This is a genomic window from Bacillus methanolicus MGA3 (assembly GCF_000724485.1).
Taxonomy (GTDB): Bacteria; Bacillota; Bacilli; order Bacillales; family Cytobacillaceae; genus Bacillus_Z; species Bacillus_Z methanolicus_A.
In genome coordinates, this window is sequence record NZ_CP007739.1 from 12,617 (window position 1) to 36,248 (window position 23,632).

15 protein-coding genes, 3 tRNA genes, 4 rRNA genes, 1 other RNA gene and 1 other annotated feature are annotated in these 23,632 nt (G+C 44.5%); of the genes, 19 read left to right on the top strand and 4 right to left on the bottom strand.

The features are described 5' to 3' along the window. Nucleotides 1-50: 50 nt before the first annotated feature. Together BMMGA3_RS00060 and rrf are read left to right on the top strand one after the other, a co-directional pair. Nucleotides 51-2,985, top strand: a 23S ribosomal RNA gene (locus tag BMMGA3_RS00060). Between the two features lie 97 nt (nt 2,986-3,082). Next, nucleotides 3,083-3,198: ribosomal RNA gene (rrf, locus tag BMMGA3_RS00065) — 5S ribosomal RNA — on the top strand. 212 nt (nt 3,199-3,410) lie between these two features. Here the strand turns inward: rrf and BMMGA3_RS00070 are convergent. Further along, the gene (locus BMMGA3_RS00070; protein ID WP_003349800.1) at nt 3,411-4,367 is read right to left on the bottom strand and encodes a YaaC family protein; all 957 of its coding nucleotides are present in this window, start codon (nt 4,365-4,367) and stop codon (nt 3,411-3,413) included. 113 nt (nt 4,368-4,480) lie between these two features. On the opposite strand from BMMGA3_RS00070, the gene guaB reads away from it, so the two are divergent. From guaB to BMMGA3_RS00100, 6 genes are all read left to right on the top strand, one after another. Then, nucleotides 4,481-5,947, top strand: a complete 1,467-nt coding sequence (guaB, locus tag BMMGA3_RS00075) for an IMP dehydrogenase (protein ID WP_003349801.1) — start codon at nt 4,481-4,483, stop codon at nt 5,945-5,947. 231 nt (nt 5,948-6,178) lie between these two features. Continuing rightward, nucleotides 6,179-7,495 (top strand): serine hydrolase, encoded by a 1,317-nt coding sequence (locus BMMGA3_RS00080; protein WP_185762564.1) that lies wholly within the window; start codon nt 6,179-6,181, stop codon nt 7,493-7,495. Nucleotides 7,496-7,644: 149 nt separating this feature from the next. Beyond that, nucleotides 7,645-8,526 carry a pyridoxal 5'-phosphate synthase lyase subunit PdxS gene (gene pdxS / locus BMMGA3_RS00085; RefSeq protein WP_003349803.1) on the top strand — a complete coding sequence of 294 codons (882 nt, stop codon included), beginning with the start codon at nt 7,645-7,647 and terminating at the stop codon, nt 8,524-8,526. 11 nt (nt 8,527-8,537) lie between these two features. Further along, the gene (gene pdxT / locus BMMGA3_RS00090) at nt 8,538-9,128 is read left to right on the top strand and encodes a pyridoxal 5'-phosphate synthase glutaminase subunit PdxT (RefSeq protein WP_003349804.1); all 591 of its coding nucleotides are present in this window, start codon (nt 8,538-8,540) and stop codon (nt 9,126-9,128) included. Between the two features lie 59 nt (nt 9,129-9,187). Further along, nucleotides 9,188-9,405 (top strand) — a binding site (T-box leader). A gap of 72 nt (nt 9,406-9,477) precedes the next feature. Beyond that, a complete protein-coding gene (gene serS / locus BMMGA3_RS00095; protein ID WP_003349805.1) occupies nt 9,478-10,761 on the top strand; it encodes a serine--tRNA ligase in 1,284 nt (427 codons plus the stop codon). Nucleotides 10,762-10,855: 94 nt separating this feature from the next. After that, nucleotides 10,856-10,948 (top strand) — tRNA-Ser (locus BMMGA3_RS00100). Nucleotides 10,949-11,147: 199 nt separating this feature from the next. On the opposite strand, the gene BMMGA3_RS00105 is transcribed toward BMMGA3_RS00100, so the two are convergent. From BMMGA3_RS00105 to BMMGA3_RS00115, 3 genes are all read right to left on the bottom strand, one after another. Then, nucleotides 11,148-11,816: a deoxynucleoside kinase gene (locus tag BMMGA3_RS00105; RefSeq protein ID WP_003349806.1), complete on the bottom strand. Its 669-nt coding sequence runs from the start codon at nt 11,814-11,816 to the stop codon at nt 11,148-11,150. Then, entirely contained in the window at nt 11,794-12,453 is a 660-nt protein-coding gene (locus BMMGA3_RS00110; RefSeq protein ID WP_003349807.1) for a deoxynucleoside kinase, read from the bottom strand. Before BMMGA3_RS00110 ends, BMMGA3_RS00105 begins: the two co-directional genes overlap by 23 nt. Before the next feature lie 209 nt (nt 12,454-12,662). Next, nucleotides 12,663-13,952: a LysM peptidoglycan-binding domain-containing protein gene (locus BMMGA3_RS00115; RefSeq protein WP_003349809.1), complete on the bottom strand. Its 1,290-nt coding sequence runs from the start codon at nt 13,950-13,952 to the stop codon at nt 12,663-12,665. 149 nt (nt 13,953-14,101) lie between these two features. Here BMMGA3_RS00115 and tadA point away from each other — a divergent pair, with 149 nt between their 5' ends. From tadA to BMMGA3_RS00165, 11 genes are all read left to right on the top strand, one after another. Next, a complete protein-coding gene (gene tadA, locus BMMGA3_RS00120; RefSeq protein ID WP_003349810.1) occupies nt 14,102-14,635 on the top strand; it encodes a tRNA adenosine(34) deaminase TadA in 534 nt (177 codons plus the stop codon). 78 nt (nt 14,636-14,713) lie between these two features. After that, an RNA gene (gene ffs / locus BMMGA3_RS16870) (signal recognition particle sRNA large type) lies at nt 14,714-14,978 on the top strand. A 161-nt stretch (nt 14,979-15,139) separates the two neighbouring features. After that, nucleotides 15,140-16,834, top strand: coding sequence for a DNA polymerase III subunit gamma/tau (gene dnaX, locus BMMGA3_RS00125; RefSeq protein WP_003349812.1), 1,695 nt, complete (start codon nt 15,140-15,142; stop codon nt 16,832-16,834). Nucleotides 16,835-16,850: 16 nt separating this feature from the next. Further along, nucleotides 16,851-17,174: a YbaB/EbfC family nucleoid-associated protein gene (locus BMMGA3_RS00130; RefSeq protein WP_003349813.1), complete on the top strand. Its 324-nt coding sequence runs from the start codon at nt 16,851-16,853 to the stop codon at nt 17,172-17,174. A 15-nt stretch (nt 17,175-17,189) separates the two neighbouring features. After that, nucleotides 17,190-17,786, top strand: coding sequence for a recombination mediator RecR (gene recR, locus BMMGA3_RS00135; protein WP_003349814.1), 597 nt, complete (start codon nt 17,190-17,192; stop codon nt 17,784-17,786). A 22-nt stretch (nt 17,787-17,808) separates the two neighbouring features. Beyond that, on the top strand, nt 17,809-18,027 hold the full coding sequence (locus BMMGA3_RS00140) for a YaaL family protein (RefSeq protein ID WP_003349815.1): 219 nt from the start codon (nt 17,809-17,811) through the stop codon (nt 18,025-18,027). Between the two features lie 85 nt (nt 18,028-18,112). After that, a complete protein-coding gene (locus BMMGA3_RS00145) occupies nt 18,113-18,376 on the top strand; it encodes a pro-sigmaK processing inhibitor BofA family protein (RefSeq protein WP_003349816.1) in 264 nt (87 codons plus the stop codon). A gap of 285 nt (nt 18,377-18,661) precedes the next feature. Further along, nucleotides 18,662-20,212 (top strand): 16S ribosomal RNA (locus BMMGA3_RS00150). 212 nt (nt 20,213-20,424) lie between these two features. Then, a tRNA-Ile gene (locus BMMGA3_RS00155) sits at nt 20,425-20,501 on the top strand. Between the two features lie 10 nt (nt 20,502-20,511). Further along, nucleotides 20,512-20,587: transfer RNA gene (locus tag BMMGA3_RS00160), tRNA-Ala, on the top strand. A gap of 80 nt (nt 20,588-20,667) precedes the next feature. Next, nucleotides 20,668-23,602, top strand: a 23S ribosomal RNA gene (locus BMMGA3_RS00165). The 16S and 23S rRNA genes sit together here with 2 tRNA genes alongside, the layout of an rRNA operon. Nucleotides 23,603-23,632 lie beyond the last annotated feature (30 nt).

Sequence of the window (23,632 nt, forward strand, 5' to 3'; positions counted from 1 at the left end):
GAAGGCAAAAGAAGAACCGAGTATCGCCATTTTAGGTTTCAAACCTTGAAGGTTAAGTTAGAAAGGGCGCACGGTGGATGCCTTGGCACTAGGAGCCGATGAAGGACGGGACTAACACCGATATGCTTCGGGGAGCTGTAAGTAAGCATTGATCCGGAGATTTCCGAATGGGGAAACCCCCTATCCGTAATGGGATAGGATCCTAGCCTGAATCCATAGGGCTAGGAGGGCAGACCCGGGGAACTGAAACATCTAAGTACCCGGAGGAAGAGAAAGCAAACGCGATTCCCTGAGTAGCGGCGAGCGAAACGGGAACAGCCCAAACCAGGAGGCTTGCCTCCTGGGGTTGTAGGACACTCAACATGGAGTTACAAAGGAACGGAGTAGACGAAGAGGTCTGGAAAGGCCCGTCAGAGAAGGTAATAACCCTGTAGTCGAAACTTCGTTCCCTCCTGAGTGGATCCTGAGTACGGCGGGACACGTGAAATCCCGTCGGAAGCAGGGAGGACCATCTCCCAAGGCTAAATACTCCCTAGTGACCGATAGTGAACCAGTACCGTGAGGGAAAGGTGAAAAGCACCCCGGGAGGGGAGTGAAAGAGAACCTGAAACCGTGTGCCTACAAGTAGTCAGAGCCCATTCATGGGTGATGGCGTGCCTTTTGTAGAATGAACCGGCGAGTTACGATCACATGCAAGGTTAAGTCGAAGAGACGGAGCCGCAGCGAAAGCGAGTCTGAATAGGGCGAATGAGTATGTGGTCGTAGACCCGAAACCAGGTGATCTACCCATGTCCAGGGTGAAGTCCAGGTAACACTGGATGGAGGCCCGAACCCACGCACGTTGAAAAGTGCGGGGATGAGGTGTGGGTAGCGGAGAAATTCCAATCGAACTTGGAGATAGCTGGTTCTCTCCGAAATAGCTTTAGGGCTAGCCTCAAGTGTGAGAGTCTTGGAGGTAGAGCACTGTTTGGACTAGGGGCCCTCATCGGGTTACCGAATTCAGACAAACTCCGAATGCCAAAGACTTATCCTTGGGAGTCAGACTACGAGTGATAAGATCCGTAGTCAAAAGGGAAACAGCCCAGACCACCAGCTAAGGTCCCAAAGTATACGTTAAGTGGAAAAGGATGTGGAGTTGCTTAGACAACCAGGATGTTGGCTTAGAAGCAGCCACCATTTAAAGAGTGCGTAATAGCTCACTGGTCGAGTGACTCTGCGCCGAAAATGTACCGGGGCTAAACGTATCACCGAAGCTGTGGGTGGACACCGTTTGGTGTCCGCGGTAGGAGAGCGTTCTAAGGGCGTTGAAGCTAGACCGGAAGGACTGGTGGAGCGCTTAGAAGTGAGAATGCCGGTATGAGTAGCGAAAGATGGGTGAGAATCCCATCCACCGAATGCCTAAGGTTTCCTGAGGAAGGCTCGTCCGCTCAGGGTTAGTCGGGACCTAAGCCGAGGCCGAAAGGCGTAGGCGATGGACAACAGGTTGATATTCCTGTACCACCTCTTTTCCGTTTGAGCGATGGGGGGACGCAGGAGGATAGGGCAAGCGCGCTGCTGGATTAGCGCGTCCAAGCAGTTAGGCCGCTAACGAGGCAAATCCCGTTAGCAGAAGGCGGAGCTGTGACGGCGAGGGAAATGTAGTACCGAAGTTCCTGATTCCACACTGCCAAGAAAAGCCTCTAGCGAGGAAAAAGGTGCCCGTACCGCAAACCGACACAGGTAGGCGAGGAGAGAATCCTAAGGTGAGCGAGAGAACTCTCGTTAAGGAACTCGGCAAAATGACCCCGTAACTTCGGGAGAAGGGGTGCTTTTCTGGGTGCATAGCCCGGAAAAGCCGCAGTGAATAGGCCCAGGCGACTGTTTAGCAAAAACACAGGTCTCTGCGAAGCCGCAAGGCGAAGTATAGGGGCTGACGCCTGCCCGGTGCTGGAAGGTTAAGAGGAGGGGTTAGCTAAAAGCGAAGCTCTGAATCGAAGCCCCAGTAAACGGCGGCCGTAACTATAACGGTCCTAAGGTAGCGAAATTCCTTGTCGGGTAAGTTCCGACCCGCACGAAAGGCGTAACGATCTGGGCACTGTCTCAACGAGAGACTCGGTGAAATTATAGTACCTGTGAAGATGCAGGTTACCCGCGACAGGACGGAAAGACCCCGTGGAGCTTTACTGCAGCCTGATATTGAATTTTGGTACAGCTTGTACAGGATAGGTAGGAGCCTGAGAAGCCGGAGCGCCAGCTTCGGTGGAGGCGTCGGTGGGATACTACCCTGGCTGTATTGAAATTCTAACCCGCGCCCCTGATCGGGGCGGGAGACAGTGTCAGGTGGGCAGTTTGACTGGGGCGGTCGCCTCCTAAAAAGTAACGGAGGCGCCCAAAGGTTCCCTCAGAATGGTTGGAAATCATTCGCAGAGTGTAAAGGCATAAGGGAGCTTGACTGCGAGACCTACAAGTCGAGCAGGGACGAAAGTCGGGCTTAGTGATCCGGTGGTTCCGCATGGAAGGGCCATCGCTCAACGGATAAAAGCTACCCCGGGGATAACAGGCTTATCTCCCCCAAGAGTCCACATCGACGGGGAGGTTTGGCACCTCGATGTCGGCTCATCGCATCCTGGGGCTGTAGTCGGTCCCAAGGGTTGGGCTGTTCGCCCATTAAAGCGGTACGCGAGCTGGGTTCAGAACGTCGTGAGACAGTTCGGTCCCTATCCGTCGCGGGCGCAGGAAATTTGAGAGGAGCTGTCCTTAGTACGAGAGGACCGGGATGGACGCACCGCTGGTGTACCAGTTGTCTTGCCAAAGGCATAGCTGGGTAGCTATGTGCGGACGGGATAAGTGCTGAAAGCATCTAAGCATGAAGCCCCCCTCAAGATGAGATTTCCCATAGCGTCAAGCTAGTAAGATCCCTGAAAGATGATCAGGTTGATAGGTCTGAGGTGGAAGCGTGGCGACACGTGGAGCTGACAGATACTAATCGATCGAGGGCTTAACCAAATTAAAAAGCGGAAGAAGTCCGCAAATGATACTCGTTGTTCTTCACTTCTTCATAACATTATCTAGTTTTGAGAGAATGAAATCTCAAATGAATAGGTCTGGTGGCGATGGCGAGAAGGTCACACCCGTTCCCATACCGAACACGGAAGTTAAGCTTCTCAGCGCCGATGGTAGTTGGGGCATTGCCCCTGCGAGAGTAGGACGCTGCCAGGCAAAATGAAAGAACAACCAAAATCGGTTGTTCTTTTTATATTTTGAAAGATGAAAAATCGCAAACCTAATCTTATCAAAAACCACCTAAGTTAGCTCTTTATCCTGTACTTACATAAAGCCATTACAGAACTTCTTTTCATAAAAATCTAACCAATTCAGAACACATTCAAAAGTCCTTCGGAGCCTAGCCAAATTTTAGTCCATATCTTAACTCACCTTTTACTATTTAAAAACTGATATATTAAAAAAGGTGTTTTTTCAATCGAAATATTTAAAAATGATTGGATTAAGGGATAATCTTGATTGGGCATCATTTTGATCAGCTCGCTCCACCATTCTGTTTCATACCGTGAAATCATACTTAAGTTATATAAAAGTAAATAGTGAATAAGAAGTTCAGGAAAATGAAAAAGTCGGCTTTTATTCAACGGAAGAGAATAACATCCTTCCCGAAAGTTGAATTTTATCGGAGCAGGGTCATAACTAGGGTTCATCTCAAGCACTAGCTCGAAAAAATCTCCTTCTCGATCTATAAATGAGGCTTGGACAGCTGACCTTGATTGATAAAAATCTATAAATCGATTTTTGGACATGTGAAAAGAGTCAAGAATTTTCTTAGGGATAAGATAATGACTGTCTTGCATAGAAATTTTTAAGAAAGTTTCCTCCCCTTTAAATTGTGTGAACAAATCGGAAAGCTCAGGTATTTGTTTTAATAAATCTCCCATTGTTGCTTTATCGCCTTCCAAATGTTTCATGTGAAACATCTTGTCAACCATCAGCGGGAAAAGACCGCTTCTTTGAAACTTTACTTCATCTTGAAAAAAACTGTAATGTTGTTTCTTCCGTTTTCGGGTTGATACTCCATGAGCGAGAACTGCTGTTGTTTCAGGATAATTCGGGTCCGTTGTTAAAATACACGCCTTTATTAGGTGAACGAGTCCATAAAATAATAAAACCGGCTTGATCATTAGCGGGGATTTAGCTGCTTGTTCATAATAAACTTGGGCATGTTCTAAATAATAAAGAAAGGGGTAACAGTTCTCATAACTTTTTTGTTCTGGATTTTCAATTTTCAATTCAATGTAGTTTTTCTTCAAAAAATTCTGCGTTGAAGAAGCAGAAAAAAAATATGAAAAATTGTTCCAGTCTTTAAAAGAAAATAGCACAATTGAAACCTCCGATTTTTTTGAAAAATCAAACTTATTTCAGCGTTCTTGACAGTATTTTAACCAATTGATAACCTACAAATAATATTTTCTTGTCCAGGGGGTTAAATACTATGTGGGAAAATAAGTTTGTAAAAGAAGGGTTAACGTTTGATGATGTCCTTTTAATCCCGGCAAAATCTGAAGTGCTTCCTCGTGATGTGAATCTTCAAGTTGAATTGTCGGAGAAAATCAAATTGAATATCCCAATCATCAGTGCTGGCATGGATACGGTAACTGAGGCAGAATTAGCTATTGCCATGGCTCGGCAGGGAGGACTCGGGATTATTCATAAAAACATGTCAATTGAGCAGCAGGCAGATCAGGTAGATAAGGTAAAACGCTCAGAGAGCGGTGTAATAACAGATCCGTTTTTCTTAACTCCTGATCATCAAGTTTACGATGCAGAGCACCTTATGGGTAAATACCGCATTTCCGGAGTTCCGATAGTGAATAATGAAGAAGAACAAAAATTAGTCGGAATTATCACAAACCGTGATATGCGTTTTATCCAAGACTACTCCATGAAAATTTCTGATGTGATGACAAAAGAAAATCTTGTTACGGCACCAGTAGGCACTGCATTAGCCGAAGCTGAAAAAATCCTTCAAAAGCATAAAATTGAAAAGCTCCCACTAGTAGACGAGAAAGGTGTATTAAAAGGCCTTATTACGATAAAAGATATTGAAAAAGTTATTGAGTTTCCTAACTCAGCTAAAGATGCAAAAGGAAGGCTTTTAGTAGGGGCTGCAGTCGGTGTAACGAAGGATACGATGAAGAGGGTTGAAAAACTTGTAGATGCGAATGTTGATGTCATTGTGGTTGACACAGCCCATGGCCATTCTAAAGGTGTATTAGATACTGTAAAAGAGATAAGAAAAGCATATCCTGATTTAACGATCATTGCAGGAAATGTGGCTACTGCAGAAGGAACAAGAGATTTAATTGAAGCCGGAGCTGATATTGTAAAAGTAGGAATTGGGCCAGGCTCTATTTGTACCACTCGTGTAGTGGCAGGTGTCGGTGTACCTCAAATTACAGCTGTGTATGATTGTGCAACAGAAGCAAGAAAATATGGAAAAGCCATTATTGCTGACGGAGGAATTAAATATTCCGGCGACATTGTAAAAGCTCTCGCAGCAGGGGGGCATGCTGTCATGCTTGGAAGCCTCCTTGCCGGTGTTTCTGAAAGCCCTGGGGAAACGGAAATATATCAAGGCCGTCGCTTTAAAGTATACCGAGGAATGGGCTCTGTAGCTGCAATGGAAAAAGGTTCAAAAGACCGATATTTCCAAGAAGATAATAAGAAATTTGTACCGGAAGGAATTGAAGGACGCGTTCCTTACAAAGGACCTCTTGCGGATACGATTTATCAGCTAGTTGGTGGACTTCGGGCTGGCATGGGCTATTGCGGAGCAAAAAATCTAAAAGATTTAAGAGAAAATGCTCAGTTCATCCGTATGACCGGGGCTGGATTAAGAGAGAGCCATCCGCACGATGTTCAAATTACAAAGGAAGCTCCGAATTACTCATTATCTTAATAACAAAATGGGGGAAGAATTTATCTTCCCTCTTTTTTATTTTAGAAAATTGATAGTAGTGCCCTTGCTTCGTACTGCTTATCATTTGCCCGATACATAAATTGGCAGAAATAATAGGAAATTAATCTGTCTATCCATTCGAATAGAGTTATGTTAAAATTACGAAAGTGTAATAAAACGTTGGAGGGCATTACTGTGAACAAACATTTCTATCGTAAAACGGTTGCGATCATGATGACTGCTCTGTTGTTCTTTGCCATTTTTTCAGGTAACAACAAAGCAGAAGCAGAAGCAGAAGATGCTTTAAATATTCATGCAAATGCTGCTATTTTAGTAGATGCAAAAACAGGAAGAGTTTTATACCAAAAGAATGCTGACACTGTACTTGGAATTGCCAGCATGACGAAAATGATGACAGAGTATATTCTGCTACAAGCGATAAAAGAAGGAAAGGTTAAATGGGACCAGGAATATTCTGTGAGTGATTATGTATATAAACTTTCTCAGAACCGGTCATTGTCAAATGTTCCTTTACGGCGCGACGGCAAATACAAGGTACGTGAATTATATGAAGCCATGACGATCTATTCTGCGAATGGTGCAACTGCAGCGCTTGCAGAAATCATTGCCGGTTCTGAAAAGAATTTTGTAAAAATGATGAATGAAAAAGCAAAAGAACTTGGTTTGAAAGATTACAAGTTTGTCAACGCTACAGGTTTAAATAACCGTGATTTAAATGGCCAGCAACCTACGGGAGGGCCTGATGAAGAAAATGTTATGTCTGCCCGGGCTACGGCAAAATTGGCTTATCATTTAATTAATGAATTCCCTGAAGTATTAAAAACGGCAAGTACTCCAACTAAGAAATTCAGGGAAGGCACAAAAGATGAAATTAAGATGGATAACTGGAACTGGATGCTTCCTGGCCTTGTGTATGGTTATGAGGGAATGGACGGGCTTAAAACAGGTACGACTGATTTTGCCGGATATTGTTTTACTGGTACGGCAAGCCGTGATGGAAAACGATTCATTACTGTTGTTATGAATGCGAAAGATGCAAGCGGCAAAGGCAGCTATAAAGCACGATTTGATGAAACAAGAAAATTGTTGGATTATGCCTTTACAAATTTTACAGAGGAAGAAATTGTTCCGAAAAATTATCAGGTAAAAGGAAAGAAGACATTGCCGGTTGATAAGGGGAAAGAAGATCACGTTAAAATCCAAACGAAAGATGCAATAAAGATGGTTATAAAAAAAGAGGAAAAAGCAAACTTCAAGCCAGTTTTAGTGATTGACAAAAAGAAATTAGATAAAAATGGAAAATTGATGGCTCCGATTAAAAAAGGGGAGAAAGTCGGTTATCTTACATTAGAGTCTAAAAATGGGGATCTTGGCTATTTAACAGATGATGGAAAGATTAAAGTCGATGTAGTGGCTGCTGAAACAGTTGAAAAAGCAAACTGGTTTGTATTAATGATGCGCGGAATCGGCGGATTTTTTGGAGATGTATGGGGAAGTGTTTCCTCTACAGTCAAGGGTTGGTTTTAATTACAAGGGTCTCTTGGTCTTGACAGGAGACCCTTTTTGGTGTTTATTTTCATTATGGAATATTTCCGATTTTATTCGTTTAATTTTCTTTTTTGAAATAAGGAGTGTTAGTACAACCCAGTCGTTGGGCACCATAAGGGGGAAGAAGAATGAAAACAGGTACAGATCGAGTCAAACGCGGAATGGCTGAAATGCAAAAAGGCGGCGTCATTATGGACGTTGTAAATGCTGAGCAGGCGAAAATTGCCGAAGAAGCCGGTGCTGTTGCAGTTATGGCTTTAGAACGCGTTCCTTCTGATATCCGTGCGGCAGGCGGTGTAGCAAGAATGGCTGATCCGCGCATTGTAGAGGAAGTTATGAATGCAGTTTCCATCCCTGTAATGGCAAAAGCACGCATCGGACATATTGTTGAAGCACGTGTGCTTGAAGCTATGGGAGTTGACTATATTGATGAAAGTGAAGTGCTTACTCCTGCTGATGAAGAGTTTCATCTAAATAAAAAAGAGTTTACTGTTCCATTTGTTTGCGGCTGCCGTGATCTTGGCGAAGCAGCACGCCGCATTGGGGAAGGGGCTTCCATGCTTCGGACAAAAGGTGAGCCCGGAACAGGAAATATTGTGGAAGCAGTGCGCCACATCCGTAAAGTAAATGCTCAGGTACGCAAAGTTGTCAGCATGAATGAAGACGAGCTTATGACAGAAGCTAAGCTTTTAGGTGCTCCTTATGAAATCCTATTAGAAATCAAGCGACTTGGCCGTCTTCCGGTTGTTAATTTTGCAGCAGGCGGTGTTGCGACTCCTGCTGATGCTGCTTTAATGATGCAGCTCGGCGCAGATGGAGTGTTCGTTGGTTCAGGTATCTTTAAATCAGAAAATCCAGCTAAATTTGCAAGAGCGATTGTAGAAGCAACAACTCATTATCAGGACTATGAGTTGATTGCCGAACTTTCAAAAGGATTGGGAACCCCAATGAAAGGTATTGAAATTTCTACATTAGCACCTGAAGCTCGGATGCAAGACCGAGGCTGGTAAGGAGTCTAAAAATGGTGAAAATTGGTGTTTTAGGCTTGCAAGGCGCTGTTCGTGAACATGTCCGCTCGATTGAAGAATCAGGCGCTGAAGCAGTCATTATTAAACGAAAAGAGCAGCTGGCTGATGTGGATGGGCTTATTCTTCCGGGTGGAGAAAGTACGACAATGCGCCGTTTGATCGATAAGTACGGTTTTATGGATGAATTAAAAGAGTTTGCCCGGCAAGGAAAACCAATGTTCGGAACCTGTGCTGGTTTGATTCTTTTAGCTAAAAAAATTGTTGGTTACGATGAGCCCCATCTGGGAGTTATGGATGTTGTCGTTGAGCGCAATTCTTTCGGCCGCCAGCGCGAGAGTTTTGAAGCTGAACTTGATATAGCTGGTGTCGCAGAAGATTTTACAGCTGTATTTATTCGTGCACCTCATATTGTTGAAGCAGGGGAAAATGTTGAAATTTTAGCTAAGCATAATGGCCGCATTGTAGCGGCAAGGGATGGGCAGTTTCTTGGATGTTCTTTCCACCCAGAGTTAACAGATGATCATCGTTTCACACAATATTTTATTAATATGGTGAAAGAAGCTAAAAAAACTCAACCAGTATAAATTGGTTGCATCATGCTCATAATTGTAGTACATTATGTATTAAATAAAATTTTTAATAAGCGAAAGCAATGAGAGGAACTAGTAGCAAGCTGGATTTCTAAAGAGAGCCGGTGGCTGGTGCGAACCGGTGAATGAAAGTTGTGAATCCATCCTCGAGCAAAGTATAGAACGCCTCACGGCTAGTAAATACTTTCGGTTTCAGCCGTTATCAATGTAAGTGGAAGGCGAAATGATGCCTTCAACTAGGGTGGCAACGCGGGTAACTCTCGTCCCTTTTTGGGGACGGGAGTTTTTTATTTTATAAAATCGAACAATGCACACACAGCTATTCTTAAAGGAGGACTTTTATATGCTCGATTTAAAATATTTAAGAGCAAATTTTGCGGAAGTAAAAAAATTGCTTCAGCACCGCGGCGAAGATTTAACCGATTTAGGGAAGTTTGAAGAGCTGGATAAAAAACGACGCGAGCTGATTGTTGAAAGTGAACAGCTAAAAAGCAAGCGCAATGAAGTATCACAGCAGGTTGCTCAGCTTAAGCGTGAAAAACAAGATGCCGAACATCTTATTAAAGAGATGAGAGAAGTAGGTGAAAAAATTAAAGCATTAGACGATGAACTTCGAACAGTGGAAGAATCGCTGGAAAAGCTATTATTAAGCATTCCGAATATTCCTCATGAAAGTGTTCCTGTAGGGGAATCAGAAGATGATAATGTAGAAGTTCGAAAATGGGGAGAAGTTCCGCAATTTGATTTTGAAGTGAAACCGCACTGGGAAATTGCCGACCAACTTGGAATCCTTGATTTTGAGCGTGCAGGAAAAGTAACTGGAAGCCGCTTTGTTTTCTATAAAGGATTAGGTGCCCGGCTGGAGCGAGCTTTGTTTAATTTCATGCTTGATCTTCATACAGAAGAACACGGGTATCAAGAAGTTCTTCCACCATATTTAGTCAATCGCGCCAGCATGACAGGAACAGGCCAGCTTCCTAAGTTTGAAGAAGATGCATTCTTAATTGAAAGTGAAGATTATTTCTTAATTCCGACAGCAGAAGTACCTGTAACGAATTTGCATCGCGATGAGATTTTAAATGTTGATAATCTGCCAATTAATTATGCAGCATTTAGTGCATGTTTCCGTTCTGAAGCGGGTTCTGCGGGCCGTGATACACGCGGTTTGATTCGTCAGCATCAATTTAATAAAGTAGAGCTTGTAAAATTTGTAAAACCTGAAGATTCTTATGATGAATTGGAAAAATTGACTGGCCACGCAGAAAGAGTATTGCAATTGCTTGGATTGCCATACCGTGTTATGAGCATGTGTACAGGAGATCTAGGATTTACTGCAGCGAAAAAATATGATATTGAAGTTTGGCTGCCAAGCTATAATACGTATCGTGAAATTTCTTCTTGCAGTAATTTTGAAGCCTTCCAGGCGCGCAGGGCAAATATTCGTTTCCGCCGCGAACCGAAATCAAAACCGGAGTATGTGCATACATTAAACGGTTCCGGACTTGCGATAGGACGAACGGTTGCAGCTATTTTGGAAAATTATCAGCAAGAAGACGGTACAGTTATCATTCCAGAAGTACTGCGTCCATATATGGGCAACCGGGAAGTCATTGCACCGAAAAATTAAAAAAAATCCGGGCGGGGGAAACCCGCTCGGAAAAAATCATTAAATAATTGTTGACTTGTTTATCACACTATGCTATATTATTTGGTGTCGATATGGAGGAATACCCAAGTCTGGCTGAAGGGATCGGTCTTGAAAACCGACAGGGGTGTAAAAGCCCGCGGGGGTTCGAATCCCTCTTCCTCCACCATTATCGAATTTGCAATACCACAGCGCATAAAAATTGGAGATTAAAATTCGTTACAAAATTTTGTAACGAATTTTTTTTATACAAAAAACGTGCACGGAGTTTTAAATTAAAAGCCAAAGGGTCAGACCCCATAATAACAATATATAGGAAATGTGCTATATATTGTTATTATGGGGTCTGACCCTTATGAGACATCCTCTTATCGTTTTATTAACTGTGACTGTTTTAAAATGTAGGAAATTCGTTCAACAATTGGCTCAATTGAACTTTCATCTTCAATAATATCATAATCGCTTATGTTTATGCGAAGAACTGGGCATGCATTAAATGTGTTGATCCAATTTTCATAGCGTTCATGCATTTCTTTCCAATATTCAACCGGTGTTTGCTGTTCCATAGGCCGGCCCCGTTCTTTTATCCGGGTTAATATATCATCAAAAGAACCTTCAAGATAAATTAATAAATCCGGGTGTGGAAAGTATGGAGTCATTACCATCGCTTCAAATAAGCTTCTATATGTCTCATAATCAACTTTTGACATTGTTCCTTTTTCATAATGCATTCTTGCAAAAATCCCGGTATCTTCATAGATGGATCTGTCCTGAACAAAACCGCCTCCGTATTCGAAGATGCGTTTTTGCTCTTTGAAACGTTCTGCCAGAAAGTAAATTTGTAAATGGAAGCTCCAGCGTTTAAAATCAGCGTAAAATTTATCTAAATATGGATTTGTGTCTACTTTTTCAAAAGAGGTGCGGAACCCTAAAGCATTTGCCAGGGCTTTTGTCATCGTAGATTTGCCGACCCCAACCGTTCCGGCTATCGTAATGACTGCATTTGACGGTATATTATATTTCGTTCGAAGTTCCATGTTCAAAGACTCCTTTTTTAAGTAATGTAGACAATTTTTTTATGATATAGTTCAAATCATCTGGGTTATTTACGAAATCCAGTTTGTCGCCGTTAAACCGTAATACTGGAATGTCGGGGTTTTGTTTTTCAAAATTGTTTATGGCATTTTCGTAATCGATGGATAATTGCTCTAAATAGATCGGGCTGATATTTTTTTCAATTTCGCGCCCTCTTATTTTGATTCTCTTTAGAAGAGTATCGAGACTCGCACGCAAATAAATAATGACATTTGGTTTTGGCATATCTTCTGTTAAGATTTGATAAATCTTAAAATACTTTTGATACTCGTGCTTACTCAATGTCCGCTGTGCAAAAATAAGGTTTTTAAATATATGGTAATCGGCTACTACCGGTTTCTTGTTCTTGAGATAATGGGCATTAATGTCACTCAGCTGTTTATAGCGGTTGCAGAGAAAAAACATTTCTGTTTGAAAACTCCACTCCTCAATGTTTTCATAAAATTTTCCGAGGAAAGGATTTTCATCAACGATTTCTTTTAATAATGCGAATTGAAAATGTTCGGAAATCGCTCTTGCAAGAGATGTTTTTCCTACGCCAATAGGCCCTTCAACGGTTATAAATGGCGTTCCCCCCACTGTTTGTCCCCCTCTCTTTTGTTACTGTTCTTAGGCATACTTTGCATGAATTATTTTTGAAATATTCTAACATGCTGTCATTCCAAACGACACAAAAAGTATTTTAACATAATCAGAGTGGAAGGGATATGGAATAGTTAGAGGAAAAAATAAAAGCTGCCGAAAAGGATACGCAGCTAAGAACGAGTTGATTTTTTCTGGTTTTGTTTTTAAGTTGGTCTTTTTACAACATTAAAATTATCTATAATGAGCAGCCAATTTTGCGGAAACGATAGCCCCAATTTCCAATAACTCATTCCTCTTAGTTTCAATTCTTTTATTAGATCGAATTTTGCTTGAATGGAGCGGGCGTCTTCAAACCATACTTCATGCCTCTTTCCTTCTTCATTAACATAACGAAAGAAGGGGGCCTGTGCTCTTGTATCATATTGAATAGGGACATTGTAGCGGGCTGCAAGCTGGATTGCTTGCTGTGGGCTGACTGCTTTGGCAACGGTGCCTTTTACAAATGGTAGAGTCCAGTCGTAGCCATATAAATTTTGCCCCATTAAAATTTTTGAAGACGGCATCTCACTGACAGCATATTCGAGCACTCTTCTGACAGGGCCAATCGGTGAGACAGCCATCGCCGGACCTCCGCTGTATCCCCATTCGTATGTCATAATCACGACAAAATCGACAATTTCTCCATGTGCCTTATAATCATGCGCCTCATACCAGCGCCCCTTTTGTCCGGCGCTTGTTTTAGGGGCAAGTGCAGTTGAAATTAACCAGCCTTCTTGCTTAAAACGGTCTCGTGCCTTCCGAAGGAAACGATTGTAAGCTTCTCGGTCAGCAGGCCTTAAGTACTCAAAATCAAAGTGAATATCCCGGAATCCGTATTTTTTTGCGGTTGCAACAATATTATTTAAGAACTTATTTTGGATATTCATATCGTTTAACAAAATCCGGCCTAATTCATCATTGAATTGGTCATTTTCCTGATTTGTGATAACCATCATAAGCACATTGTTATTTGCCCTGGCAATAGCAGGGAAATTATTCAACAGTGGCTCCTTTAGGGATCCGTCCCTCAAAGCTTGAAAGCTGAATGGAGCAAGATAGGTTAAATAAGGTGCCGCTTCCCTCGCGCTGTTTTCTAATATTGGTGCAACAGATGTACCCCTTGGTTCGACATACCCGTTAAATTCTGCCCTTGGTTTTAGTCCCTGGGGGATATAGAGGCGGAACCCAATTTGCAGCGGCTGATTAAGTGAAATACGATTTACGTTGGCAAGTTCTTGAACAGAAATGTTAAATTTTCGGGAGATGGACCAAAGGCTGTCGCCTGGCTGCACCCAGTAAAACCTTCCGATAATTGGGACAACCAATGTCTGTCCAACAACTAGGTTATTTGGGTTTGGTATCTCATTTGCTTTTATTATGTCATCAACGGTAGTTCCGTATGTTTGCGCAATCTCGAATAACGTCTGATTTTGCTGGACTACATGAATTTGCATGCTCTTCCCTCCCTGAGAAATAAACGCTACAATCATCTTATGAACATGCTAGGGAAGAAATAACAAGGCAGGCGAAATTTCTATATTTAAAGGCAAACCGTATGCAAAGCATTTTTTAATATGAAAGTAAGCAAGAAGGGATTTAAATGATGAATGACATTTATGAACAAGATAAATATTTTATGAAACAGGCAATTGAGGAAGCAAAGAAAGCAGAAAAAATAGAAGAGGTGCCGATTGGAGCTGTTATTGTATTAGATGGCCAAATCATTGCCCGGGCCCATAATTTGCGGGAAAAAAAACAGAATGCGATAGCCCATGCCGAGCTTCTTGCGATTGCCAAGGCGTGCAAGGCACTCGGTACGTGGAGGCTTGAGAATGCGGTGCTGTATGTTACGTTAGAGCCTTGTGCCATGTGTTCCGGTGCCATTATCCAGTCAAGAATAAGCAAAGTGGTATACGGCGCAAGTGACCCTAAGGGCGGTTGTGCCGGAACGTTTATGAATTTGCTTCAGGACACTCGTTTTAATCATCAAAGTGAAGTGGTTGCTGGCGTTCTTGAACAAGAATGCGGACAATTGCTTACAGACTTTTTCCGAAAGATCCGTGAGAGGAAAAAGCTAGAGAAAAAACAGCAGAAAAACAGCAAGTTGGCTGAAGATACAGGAATTGACAATGAATAAGCATTGCTTTTTCTATTGAAACTTAGTATACTAATAAATGCGTCACATATGGCGCAACTTAATAAGGTATCAACTTTGCCGTGCTAAGCGGGGAGGTAGCGGTGCCCTGTACTCGCAATCCGCTCTAGCGAGGCTGAATCCCTTCCTTAGGCTGCCATACTGTAGGGCCTGCCTTAAGTAAGTGGTGTTGACGCCCGGGTCCTGCGCAATGGGAATCCATGAACCATGTCAGGTCCGGAAGGAAGCAGCATTAAGTGGACGCTCCCATGTGCCGCAGGGTTGCCTGGGCCGAGCTAACTGCTTAAGTAACGCTTATGGGTGTCAGTCGACGGAAGGTGCACGGCAGTTATACATAAAGCGACAACTCATCCTGTATGCAGGATGAGTTTTTTCATTATTATTGTGATTAGATGCTTTTCAAATGAAATTGCACTTTCGCTTTGTAAAAGTTAAATTAATTACGTTATAATAGGGAGGATACAAAATGGAAGGGGGCGGTGTCACTTGAGTTATCAAGCTTTATATCGTGTTTGGCGTCCACAGACTTTTCTTGACGTAGTCGGACAGGAACATGTTACGAAGACATTGCAAAACGCCCTGCTTCAGCAAAAAATTTCGCATGCTTATCTTTTTTCAGGGCCCCGGGGAACTGGGAAAACTAGTGCTGCAAAAATTCTCGCAAAAGCTGTGAACTGTGAACGGGCGCCAGTCCATGAACCGTGCAATGAATGCCCTGCCTGCAAAGGGATAACCGATGGTTCAATTCCTGATGTGATTGAAATTGATGCTGCGTCCAACAATGGGGTAGAAGAAATCCGTGATATTCGCGATAAAGTAAAATATGCACCAAGTGTTGTAAAATACAAAGTTTACATCGTAGACGAAGTGCATATGCTCTCCATTGGTGCGTTTAATGCGCTTTTGAAGACTTTAGAGGAACCCCCGAAGCATGTTATTTTTATTTTGGCCACAACAGAACCGCATAAAATTCCGCTAACTATTATTTCAAGATGCCAGCGGTTTGATTTTAGACGAATCACTGCACAGGCGATTGTGAATAGAATGAAATTAATAGCTGACCAGACGGGTGTGGACTATGAAGAGGGATCCTTGCAAGTCATTGCGAGAGCTGCAGAAGGCGGAATGAGGGACGCGCTAAGTTTACTTGATCAAGCGATCTCTTTTAGCAGGGACCGCGTCACAATTGAAGATGCATTAACAGTTACCGGGTCTGTATCACAGGGATTTTTAAATAAACTTGCCCGGGCAATATATAAAAAAGATGTGGCTAGCGCACTAGAAGCTTTAGAAGAATTATTTTTCTTAGGAAAAGATCCTGTGAGATTTATTGAAGACTTGATTCACTATTATCGTGATATGCTGTTATATAAGGCAGCGCCCTCCCTTGAAGAATCGTTGGAAAGAGTCATGATTGATGAAGATTTTCTCGCGCTGGCAAATGAAATGAGTTCGAATGTTATTTATGAGCTTATAGACACGTTAAATAAAGCACAGCAAGATATGCGCTGGACAAACCATCCAAAGATTTTTTTAGAGGTTGCCATTGTGAAGCTTTGCCAGCTTGAAAAACTGGCTACTCATCAGACTTCACATGACCTTCAGAAGCTTATCAACCGAATTGAACAGTTAGAAGATGAAATACGCCAACTGAAAGCAAATGGCATTCCTGCCAGCCAGGCAACTCAGAACACCGTTCAAAATAAACCGCAAAGAAGCGCACGAAGAGGTTTTAAAGCACCGGTCGGAAAAATTAATGAAATTCTTAAACAGGCTACGAAACCGGATCTTAATACCATAAAAAGTTGCTGGGGCGATATGCTTGATTCCCTTGTAAGCAGGCAAATGCGTTCTCAGGCAGCATTATTAAATAAAGCTGAACCGGTTGCTGCATCGAGCAATGCTTTTATTATAAAATTTAAATATGAAATTCATTGCCAGATGGCGATGGAAAATGCCAAATTCTTAGAGGCGATCTCAGGGTCCCTTCAAGAACTAACGGGAAAAAGGCTTGAAATTGTAGGCGTACCTGAAGATCAGTGGTTAAAAATCCGTGAAGAATTTTTGCAAGGTCATCATACAGATGGAAAAGAAGATGGAGTAGAATCGAAAGAGGAAGATCTGATTGTTGCCGAAGCAATAAAGCTTTTTGGAGAAGAGTTAATTGAAATAAAAGATTAAATTGGAGGGTTTTATAATGATGCGTGGAATGGGTAATATGCAAAATATGATGAAGCAAATGCAGAAAATGCAAAAGAAAATGGCACAAGCTCAAGAAGAATTGGGAGAAAAGAAAGTGGAAGGAACAGCCGGAGGCGGGATGGTAACAGTGATTGCAACCGGCCATAAAGAAATTGTAGAAGTAAAAATCAACCAAGAGGCTGTTGACCCTGATGATGTTGAAATGCTCGAAGACCTTGTGCTGGCGGCTGTAAATGATGCGCTGAAAAAAGCAGATGAGTTAGCGAGTGAAACAATGGGTCAATTTACAAAAGGTCTAAACCTTCCGGGAATATTCTAGGAGGAATTTGTTATTATGCATTATCCTGAACCGATATCCAAGCTGATTGACAGCTTTATGAAATTGCCAGGGATCGGCCCGAAAACGGCTGCACGTCTGGCTTTTTTTGTACTGAGTATGAAAGAAGATGCAGTGCTTGATTTTGCAAAAGCGTTAGTAAATGCGAAACGGAATTTAACATATTGCACTGTTTGTGGACATATTACTGATGAGGATCCTTGCTATATTTGTAAAGACCAGCGCAGAGACAGAACCGTAATTTGCGTGGTTCAGGATCCGAAAGATGTCATTGCAATGGAGAAAATGAAAGAATTTAATGGCCTTTATCACGTTCTTCATGGGGCAATTTCACCAATGGATGGGATTGGTCCTGAGGATATAAATATTTCGGACTTGCTGAAAAGACTTCAAGATGAAACGGTACAGGAAGTCATTTTAGCAACAAACCCGAATATTGAAGGGGAAGCAACCGCGATGTACATTTCAAGATTGTTAAAACCATCTGGAATTAAAATAACGAGAATCGCGCACGGACTTCCTGTCGGAGGAGACTTAGAATACGCAGATGAAGTAACATTATCAAAAGCCCTCGAAGGCCGAAGAGAAATATAACTTACCGGGAGGGAAAAATGTGATGTTTTTTCGGCGAAAAGGATGGCTGCGCAAAGAATTTGATGAAAAGCTTATTTGCCAATTAGAAGAATTAAAAAAACAATGGCGGAACCAAAAAGCGTTAGTGGAAAAAAGTTTTGACCCTTCCGAAGATGTTATATGCCAAACAAAACTTGCTGAAGCCAAGTATTTTTTTCTATTTAAAGAGGCGAAACATAGAAAGATTTCGATTAGGAAATAAGATTAGAAGTTTCCCCTGGTCTTTTTTACAGCTAAAGACATATATATTTAGTACAAGTTGTAAGCAAGAGGGGGATCTGAAGTAAGTGGAACCGATTGTTGTCATATCCGTTTTGGGAGCATTACTCATATTGCTTCTTTTTGCAGGAGCTCCTGTAAAACCTGTACGCTTTGTTGGGCAAATATTTATTAAAGTGCTGATAGGGGCGCTTCTTTTATTTTTCTTAAATGCCTTTGGCAATCATTTTGGAATATATGTTCCAATTAATCTTGCAACTTCTGTCGTTTCCGGAATCCTCGGAATTCCTGGCCTGTGTGCGTTAGTTGTGATTCAAACATGGATATTATAAGGAAAATTCCGCTGTTAATCTCAGCGGTTTTCTTAAATATACTCCAAACTGGAAATAGCTTAAAATTTTTTTGTAAATAATATATTGACGATTCTATTTTATGATGTTAATATATAAATCGTTGTCGCCAATAATGCGATAACAAAAAGATACAAAAATGTTGACATGACATTTTGAGAATGTTATATTAATAAAGTCGCCTACAAGCGACAACTTAAATTGTTCCTTGAAAACTGAACAAACAAAAGCGTCAACGTTAATTATTTTATGAGCATATCTTACTCTTTTTTGGAGAGTTTGATCCTGGCTCAGGACGAACGCTGGCGGCGTGCCTAATACATGCAAGTCGAGCGGACCGATGGGAGCTTGCTCCCTGAAGTCAGCGGCGGACGGGTGAGTAACACGTGGGCAACCTGCCTGTAAGACCGGGATAACTTCGGGAAACCGGAGCTAATACCGGATAATCCTCTTTCCCGCATGGGAAAGAGCTGAAAGATGGCTTCGGCTATCACTTACAGATGGGCCCGCGGCGCATTAGCTAGTTGGTGAGGTAACGGCTCACCAAGGCGACGATGCGTAGCCGACCTGAGAGGGTGATCGGCCACACTGGGACTGAGACACGGCCCAGACTCCTACGGGAGGCAGCAGTAGGGAATCTTCCGCAATGGACGAAAGTCTGACGGAGCAACGCCGCGTGAGCGAAGAAGGCCTTCGGGTCGTAAAGCTCTGTTGTCAGGGAAGAACAAGTACCGTTCGAATAGGGCGGTGCCTTGACGGTACCTGACCAGAAAGCCACGGCTAACTACGTGCCAGCAGCCGCGGTAATACGTAGGTGGCAAGCGTTGTCCGGAATTATTGGGCGTAAAGCGCGCGCAGGCGGTTCCTTAAGTCTGATGTGAAAGCCCACGGCTCAACCGTGGAGGGTCATTGGAAACTGGGGAACTTGAGTGCAGAAGAGGAGAGCGGAATTCCACGTGTAGCGGTGAAATGCGTAGAGATGTGGAGGAACACCAGTGGCGAAGGCGGCTCTCTGGTCTGTAACTGACGCTGAGGCGCGAAAGCGTGGGGAGCGAACAGGATTAGATACCCTGGTAGTCCACGCCGTAAACGATGAGTGCTAAGTGTTAGAGGGTTTCCGCCCTTTAGTGCTGCAGCTAACGCATTAAGCACTCCGCCTGGGGAGTACGGCCGCAAGGCTGAAACTCAAAGGAATTGACGGGGGCCCGCACAAGCGGTGGAGCATGTGGTTTAATTCGAAGCAACGCGAAGAACCTTACCAGGTCTTGACATCCTCTGACAATCCTGGAGACAGGACGTTCCCCTTCGGGGGACAGAGTGACAGGTGGTGCATGGTTGTCGTCAGCTCGTGTCGTGAGATGTTGGGTTAAGTCCCGCAACGAGCGCAACCCTTGACCTTAGTTGCCAGCATTCAGTTGGGCACTCTAAGGTGACTGCCGGTGACAAACCGGAGGAAGGTGGGGATGACGTCAAATCATCATGCCCCTTATGACCTGGGCTACACACGTGCTACAATGGATGGTACAAAGGGCTGCGATGCCGCGAGGCTGAGCCAATCCCAAAAAACCATTCTCAGTTCGGATTGCAGGCTGCAACTCGCCTGCATGAAGCCGGAATCGCTAGTAATCGCGGATCAGCATGCCGCGGTGAATACGTTCCCGGGCCTTGTACACACCGCCCGTCACACCACGAGAGTCTGTAACACCCGAAGTCGGTGAGGTAACCGCAAGGAGCCAGCCGCCTAAGGTGGGACAGATGATTGGGGTGAAGTCGTAACAAGGTAGCCGTATCGGAAGGTGCGGCTGGATCACCTCCTTTCTAAGGATTATACGAAAAGCGAAGGCGACTGGTTAGCCTCGACAAGCGCTGGAGCTTCTGGCGGAAAAGTCCAAAAGACTTTGACAGAAGAAGCGAAGCGACTCGAGAGGCTAGGAGCCGTAGCTAGACATTACAACAGAATAGTTGATCGCTTTTGTTTGTTTAGTTTTGAGGGAACAATTCCTTCAATGAAATATAATTATCTGTTATGTGGGCCTATAGCTCAGCTGGTTAGAGCGCACGCCTGATAAGCGTGAGGTCGATGGTTCAAGTCCATTTAGGCCCACCATCTTAATAACGGGGCCTTAGCTCAGCTGGGAGAGCGCCTGCTTTGCACGCAGGAGGTCAGCGGTTCGATCCCGCTAGGCTCCACCAATTCGTTCTTTGAAAACTAGATAATGTGAAGAAGGCAAAAGAAGAACCGAGTATCGCCATTTTAGGTTTCAAACCTTGAAGGTTAAGTTAGAAAGGGCGCACGGTGGATGCCTTGGCACTAGGAGCCGATGAAGGACGGGACTAACACCGATATGCTTCGGGGAGCTGTAAGTAAGCATTGATCCGGAGATTTCCGAATGGGGAAACCCCCTATCCGTAATGGGATAGGATCCTAGCCTGAATCCATAGGGCTAGGAGGGCAGACCCGGGGAACTGAAACATCTAAGTACCCGGAGGAAGAGAAAGCAAACGCGATTCCCTGAGTAGCGGCGAGCGAAACGGGAACAGCCCAAACCAGGAGGCTTGCCTCCTGGGGTTGTAGGACACTCAACATGGAGTTACAAAGGAACGGAGTAGATGAAGAGGTCTGGAAAGGCCCGTCAGAGAAGGTAATAACCCTGTAGTCGAAACTTCGTTCCCTCCTGAGTGGATCCTGAGTACGGCGGGACACGTGAAATCCCGTCGGAAGCAGGGAGGACCATCTCCCAAGGCTAAATACTCCCTAGTGACCGATAGTGAACCAGTACCGTGAGGGAAAGGTGAAAAGCACCCCGGGAGGGGAGTGAAAGAGAACCTGAAACCGTGTGCCTACAAGTAGTCAGAGCCCATTCATGGGTGATGGCGTGCCTTTTGTAGAATGAACCGGCGAGTTACGATCACATGCAAGGTTAAGTCGAAGAGACGGAGCCGCAGCGAAAGCGAGTCTGAATAGGGCGAATGAGTATGTGGTCGTAGACCCGAAACCAGGTGATCTACCCATGTCCAGGGTGAAGTCCAGGTAACACTGGATGGAGGCCCGAACCCACGCACGTTGAAAAGTGCGGGGATGAGGTGTGGGTAGCGGAGAAATTCCAATCGAACTTGGAGATAGCTGGTTCTCTCCGAAATAGCTTTAGGGCTAGCCTCAAGTGTGAGAGTCTTGGAGGTAGAGCACTGTTTGGACTAGGGGCCCTCATCGGGTTACCGAATTCAGACAAACTCCGAATGCCAAAGACTTATCCTTGGGAGTCAGACTACGAGTGATAAGATCCGTAGTCAAAAGGGAAACAGCCCAGACCACCAGCTAAGGTCCCAAAGTATACGTTAAGTGGAAAAGGATGTGGAGTTGCTTAGACAACCAGGATGTTGGCTTAGAAGCAGCCACCATTTAAAGAGTGCGTAATAGCTCACTGGTCGAGTGACTCTGCGCCGAAAATGTACCGGGGCTAAACGTATCACCGAAGCTGTGGGTGGACACCGTTTGGTGTCCGCGGTAGGAGAGCGTTCTAAGGGCGTTGAAGCTAGACCGGAAGGACTGGTGGAGCGCTTAGAAGTGAGAATGCCGGTATGAGTAGCGAAAGATGGGTGAGAATCCCATCCACCGAATGCCTAAGGTTTCCTGAGGAAGGCTCGTCCGCTCAGGGTTAGTCGGGACCTAAGCCGAGGCCGAAAGGCGTAGGCGATGGACAACAGGTTGATATTCCTGTACCACCTCTTTTCCGTTTGAGTGATGGGGGGACGCAGGAGGATAGGGCAAGCGCGCTGCTGGATTAGCGCGTCCAAGCAGTTAGGCCGCTAACGAGGCAAATCCCGTTAGCAGAAGGCGGAGCTGTGACGGCGAGGGAAATGTAGTACCGAAGTTCCTGATTCCACACTGCCAAGAAAAGCCTCTAGCGAGGAAAAAGGTGCCCGTACCGCAAACCGACACAGGTAGGCGAGGAGAGAATCCTAAGGTGAGCGAGAGAACTCTCGTTAAGGAACTCGGCAAAATGACCCCGTAACTTCGGGAGAAGGGGTGCTTTTCTGGGTGCATAGCCCGGAAAAGCCGCAGTGAATAGGCCCAGGCGACTGTTTAGCAAAAACACAGGTCTCTGCGAAGCCGCAAGGCGAAGTATAGGGGCTGACGCCTGCCCGGTGCTGGAAGGTTAAGAGGAGGGGTTAGCTAAAAGCGAAGCTCTGAATCGAAGCCCCAGTAAACGGCGGCCGTAACTATAACGGTCCTAAGGTAGCGAAATTCCTTGTCGGGTAAGTTCCGACCCGCACGAAAGGCGTAACGATCTGGGCACTGTCTCAACGAGAGACTCGGTGAAATTATAGTACCTGTGAAGATGCAGGTTACCCGCGACAGGACGGAAAGACCCCGTGGAGCTTTACTGCAGCCTGATATTGAATTTTGGTACAGCTTGTACAGGATAGGTAGGAGCCTGAGAAGCCGGAGCGCCAGCTTCGGTGGAGGCGTCGGTGGGATACTACCCTGGCTGTATTGAAATTCTAACCCGCGCCCCTGATCGGGGCGGGAGACAGTGTCAGGTGGGCAGTTTGACTGGGGCGGTCGCCTCCTAAAAAGTAACGGAGGCGCCCAAAGGTTCCCTCAGAATGGTTGGAAATCATTCGCAGAGTGTAAAGGCATAAGGGAGCTTGACTGCGAGACCTACAAGTCGAGCAGGGACGAAAGTCGGGCTTAGTGATCCGGTGGTTCCGCATGGAAGGGCCATCGCTCAACGGATAAAAGCTACCCCGGGGATAACAGGCTTATCTCCCCCAAGAGTCCACATCGACGGGGAGGTTTGGCACCTCGATGTCGGCTCATCGCATCCTGGGGCTGTAGTCGGTCCCAAGGGTTGGGCTGTTCGCCCATTAAAGCGGTACGCGAGCTGGGTTCAGAACGTCGTGAGACAGTTCGGTCCCTATCCGTCGCGGGCGCAGGAAATTTGAGAGGAGCTGTCCTTAGTACGAGAGGACCGGGATGGACGCACCGCTGGTGTACCAGTTGTCTTGCCAAAGGCATAGCTGGGTAGCTATGTGCGGACGGGATAAGTGCTGAAAGCATCTAAGCATGAAGCCCCCCTCAAGATGAGATTTCCCATAGCGTCAAGCTAGTAAGATCCCTGAAAGATGATCAGGTTGATAGGTCTGAGGTGGAAGCGTGGCGACACGTGGAGCTGACAGATACTAATCGATCGAGGACTTAACCAAATTAAAAAGCGGAAGAAGTCCGCAAGTGAT

Coding starts and splice junctions, on each gene's coding strand:
- guaB (WP_003349801.1), top strand. CDS start 4,481: ATGTGGGAAAATAAGTTTGTAAAAGAAGGGTTAACGTTTGATGATGTC.
- BMMGA3_RS00080 (WP_185762564.1), top strand. CDS start 6,179: ATGATGACTGCTCTGTTGTTCTTTGCCATTTTTTCAGGTAACAACAAA.
- pdxS (WP_003349803.1), top strand. CDS start 7,645: ATGAAAACAGGTACAGATCGAGTCAAACGCGGAATGGCTGAAATGCAA.
- pdxT (WP_003349804.1), top strand. CDS start 8,538: ATGGTGAAAATTGGTGTTTTAGGCTTGCAAGGCGCTGTTCGTGAACAT.
- serS (WP_003349805.1), top strand. CDS start 9,478: ATGCTCGATTTAAAATATTTAAGAGCAAATTTTGCGGAAGTAAAAAAA.
- BMMGA3_RS00105 (WP_003349806.1), bottom strand. CDS start 11,816: ATGGAACTTCGAACGAAATATAATATACCGTCAAATGCAGTCATTACG.
- BMMGA3_RS00115 (WP_003349809.1), bottom strand. CDS start 13,952: ATGCAAATTCATGTAGTCCAGCAAAATCAGACGTTATTCGAGATTGCG.
- tadA (WP_003349810.1), top strand. CDS start 14,102: ATGAATGACATTTATGAACAAGATAAATATTTTATGAAACAGGCAATT.
- BMMGA3_RS00130 (WP_003349813.1), top strand. CDS start 16,851: ATGATGCGTGGAATGGGTAATATGCAAAATATGATGAAGCAAATGCAG.
- recR (WP_003349814.1), top strand. CDS start 17,190: ATGCATTATCCTGAACCGATATCCAAGCTGATTGACAGCTTTATGAAA.
- BMMGA3_RS00140 (WP_003349815.1), top strand. CDS start 17,809: ATGTTTTTTCGGCGAAAAGGATGGCTGCGCAAAGAATTTGATGAAAAG.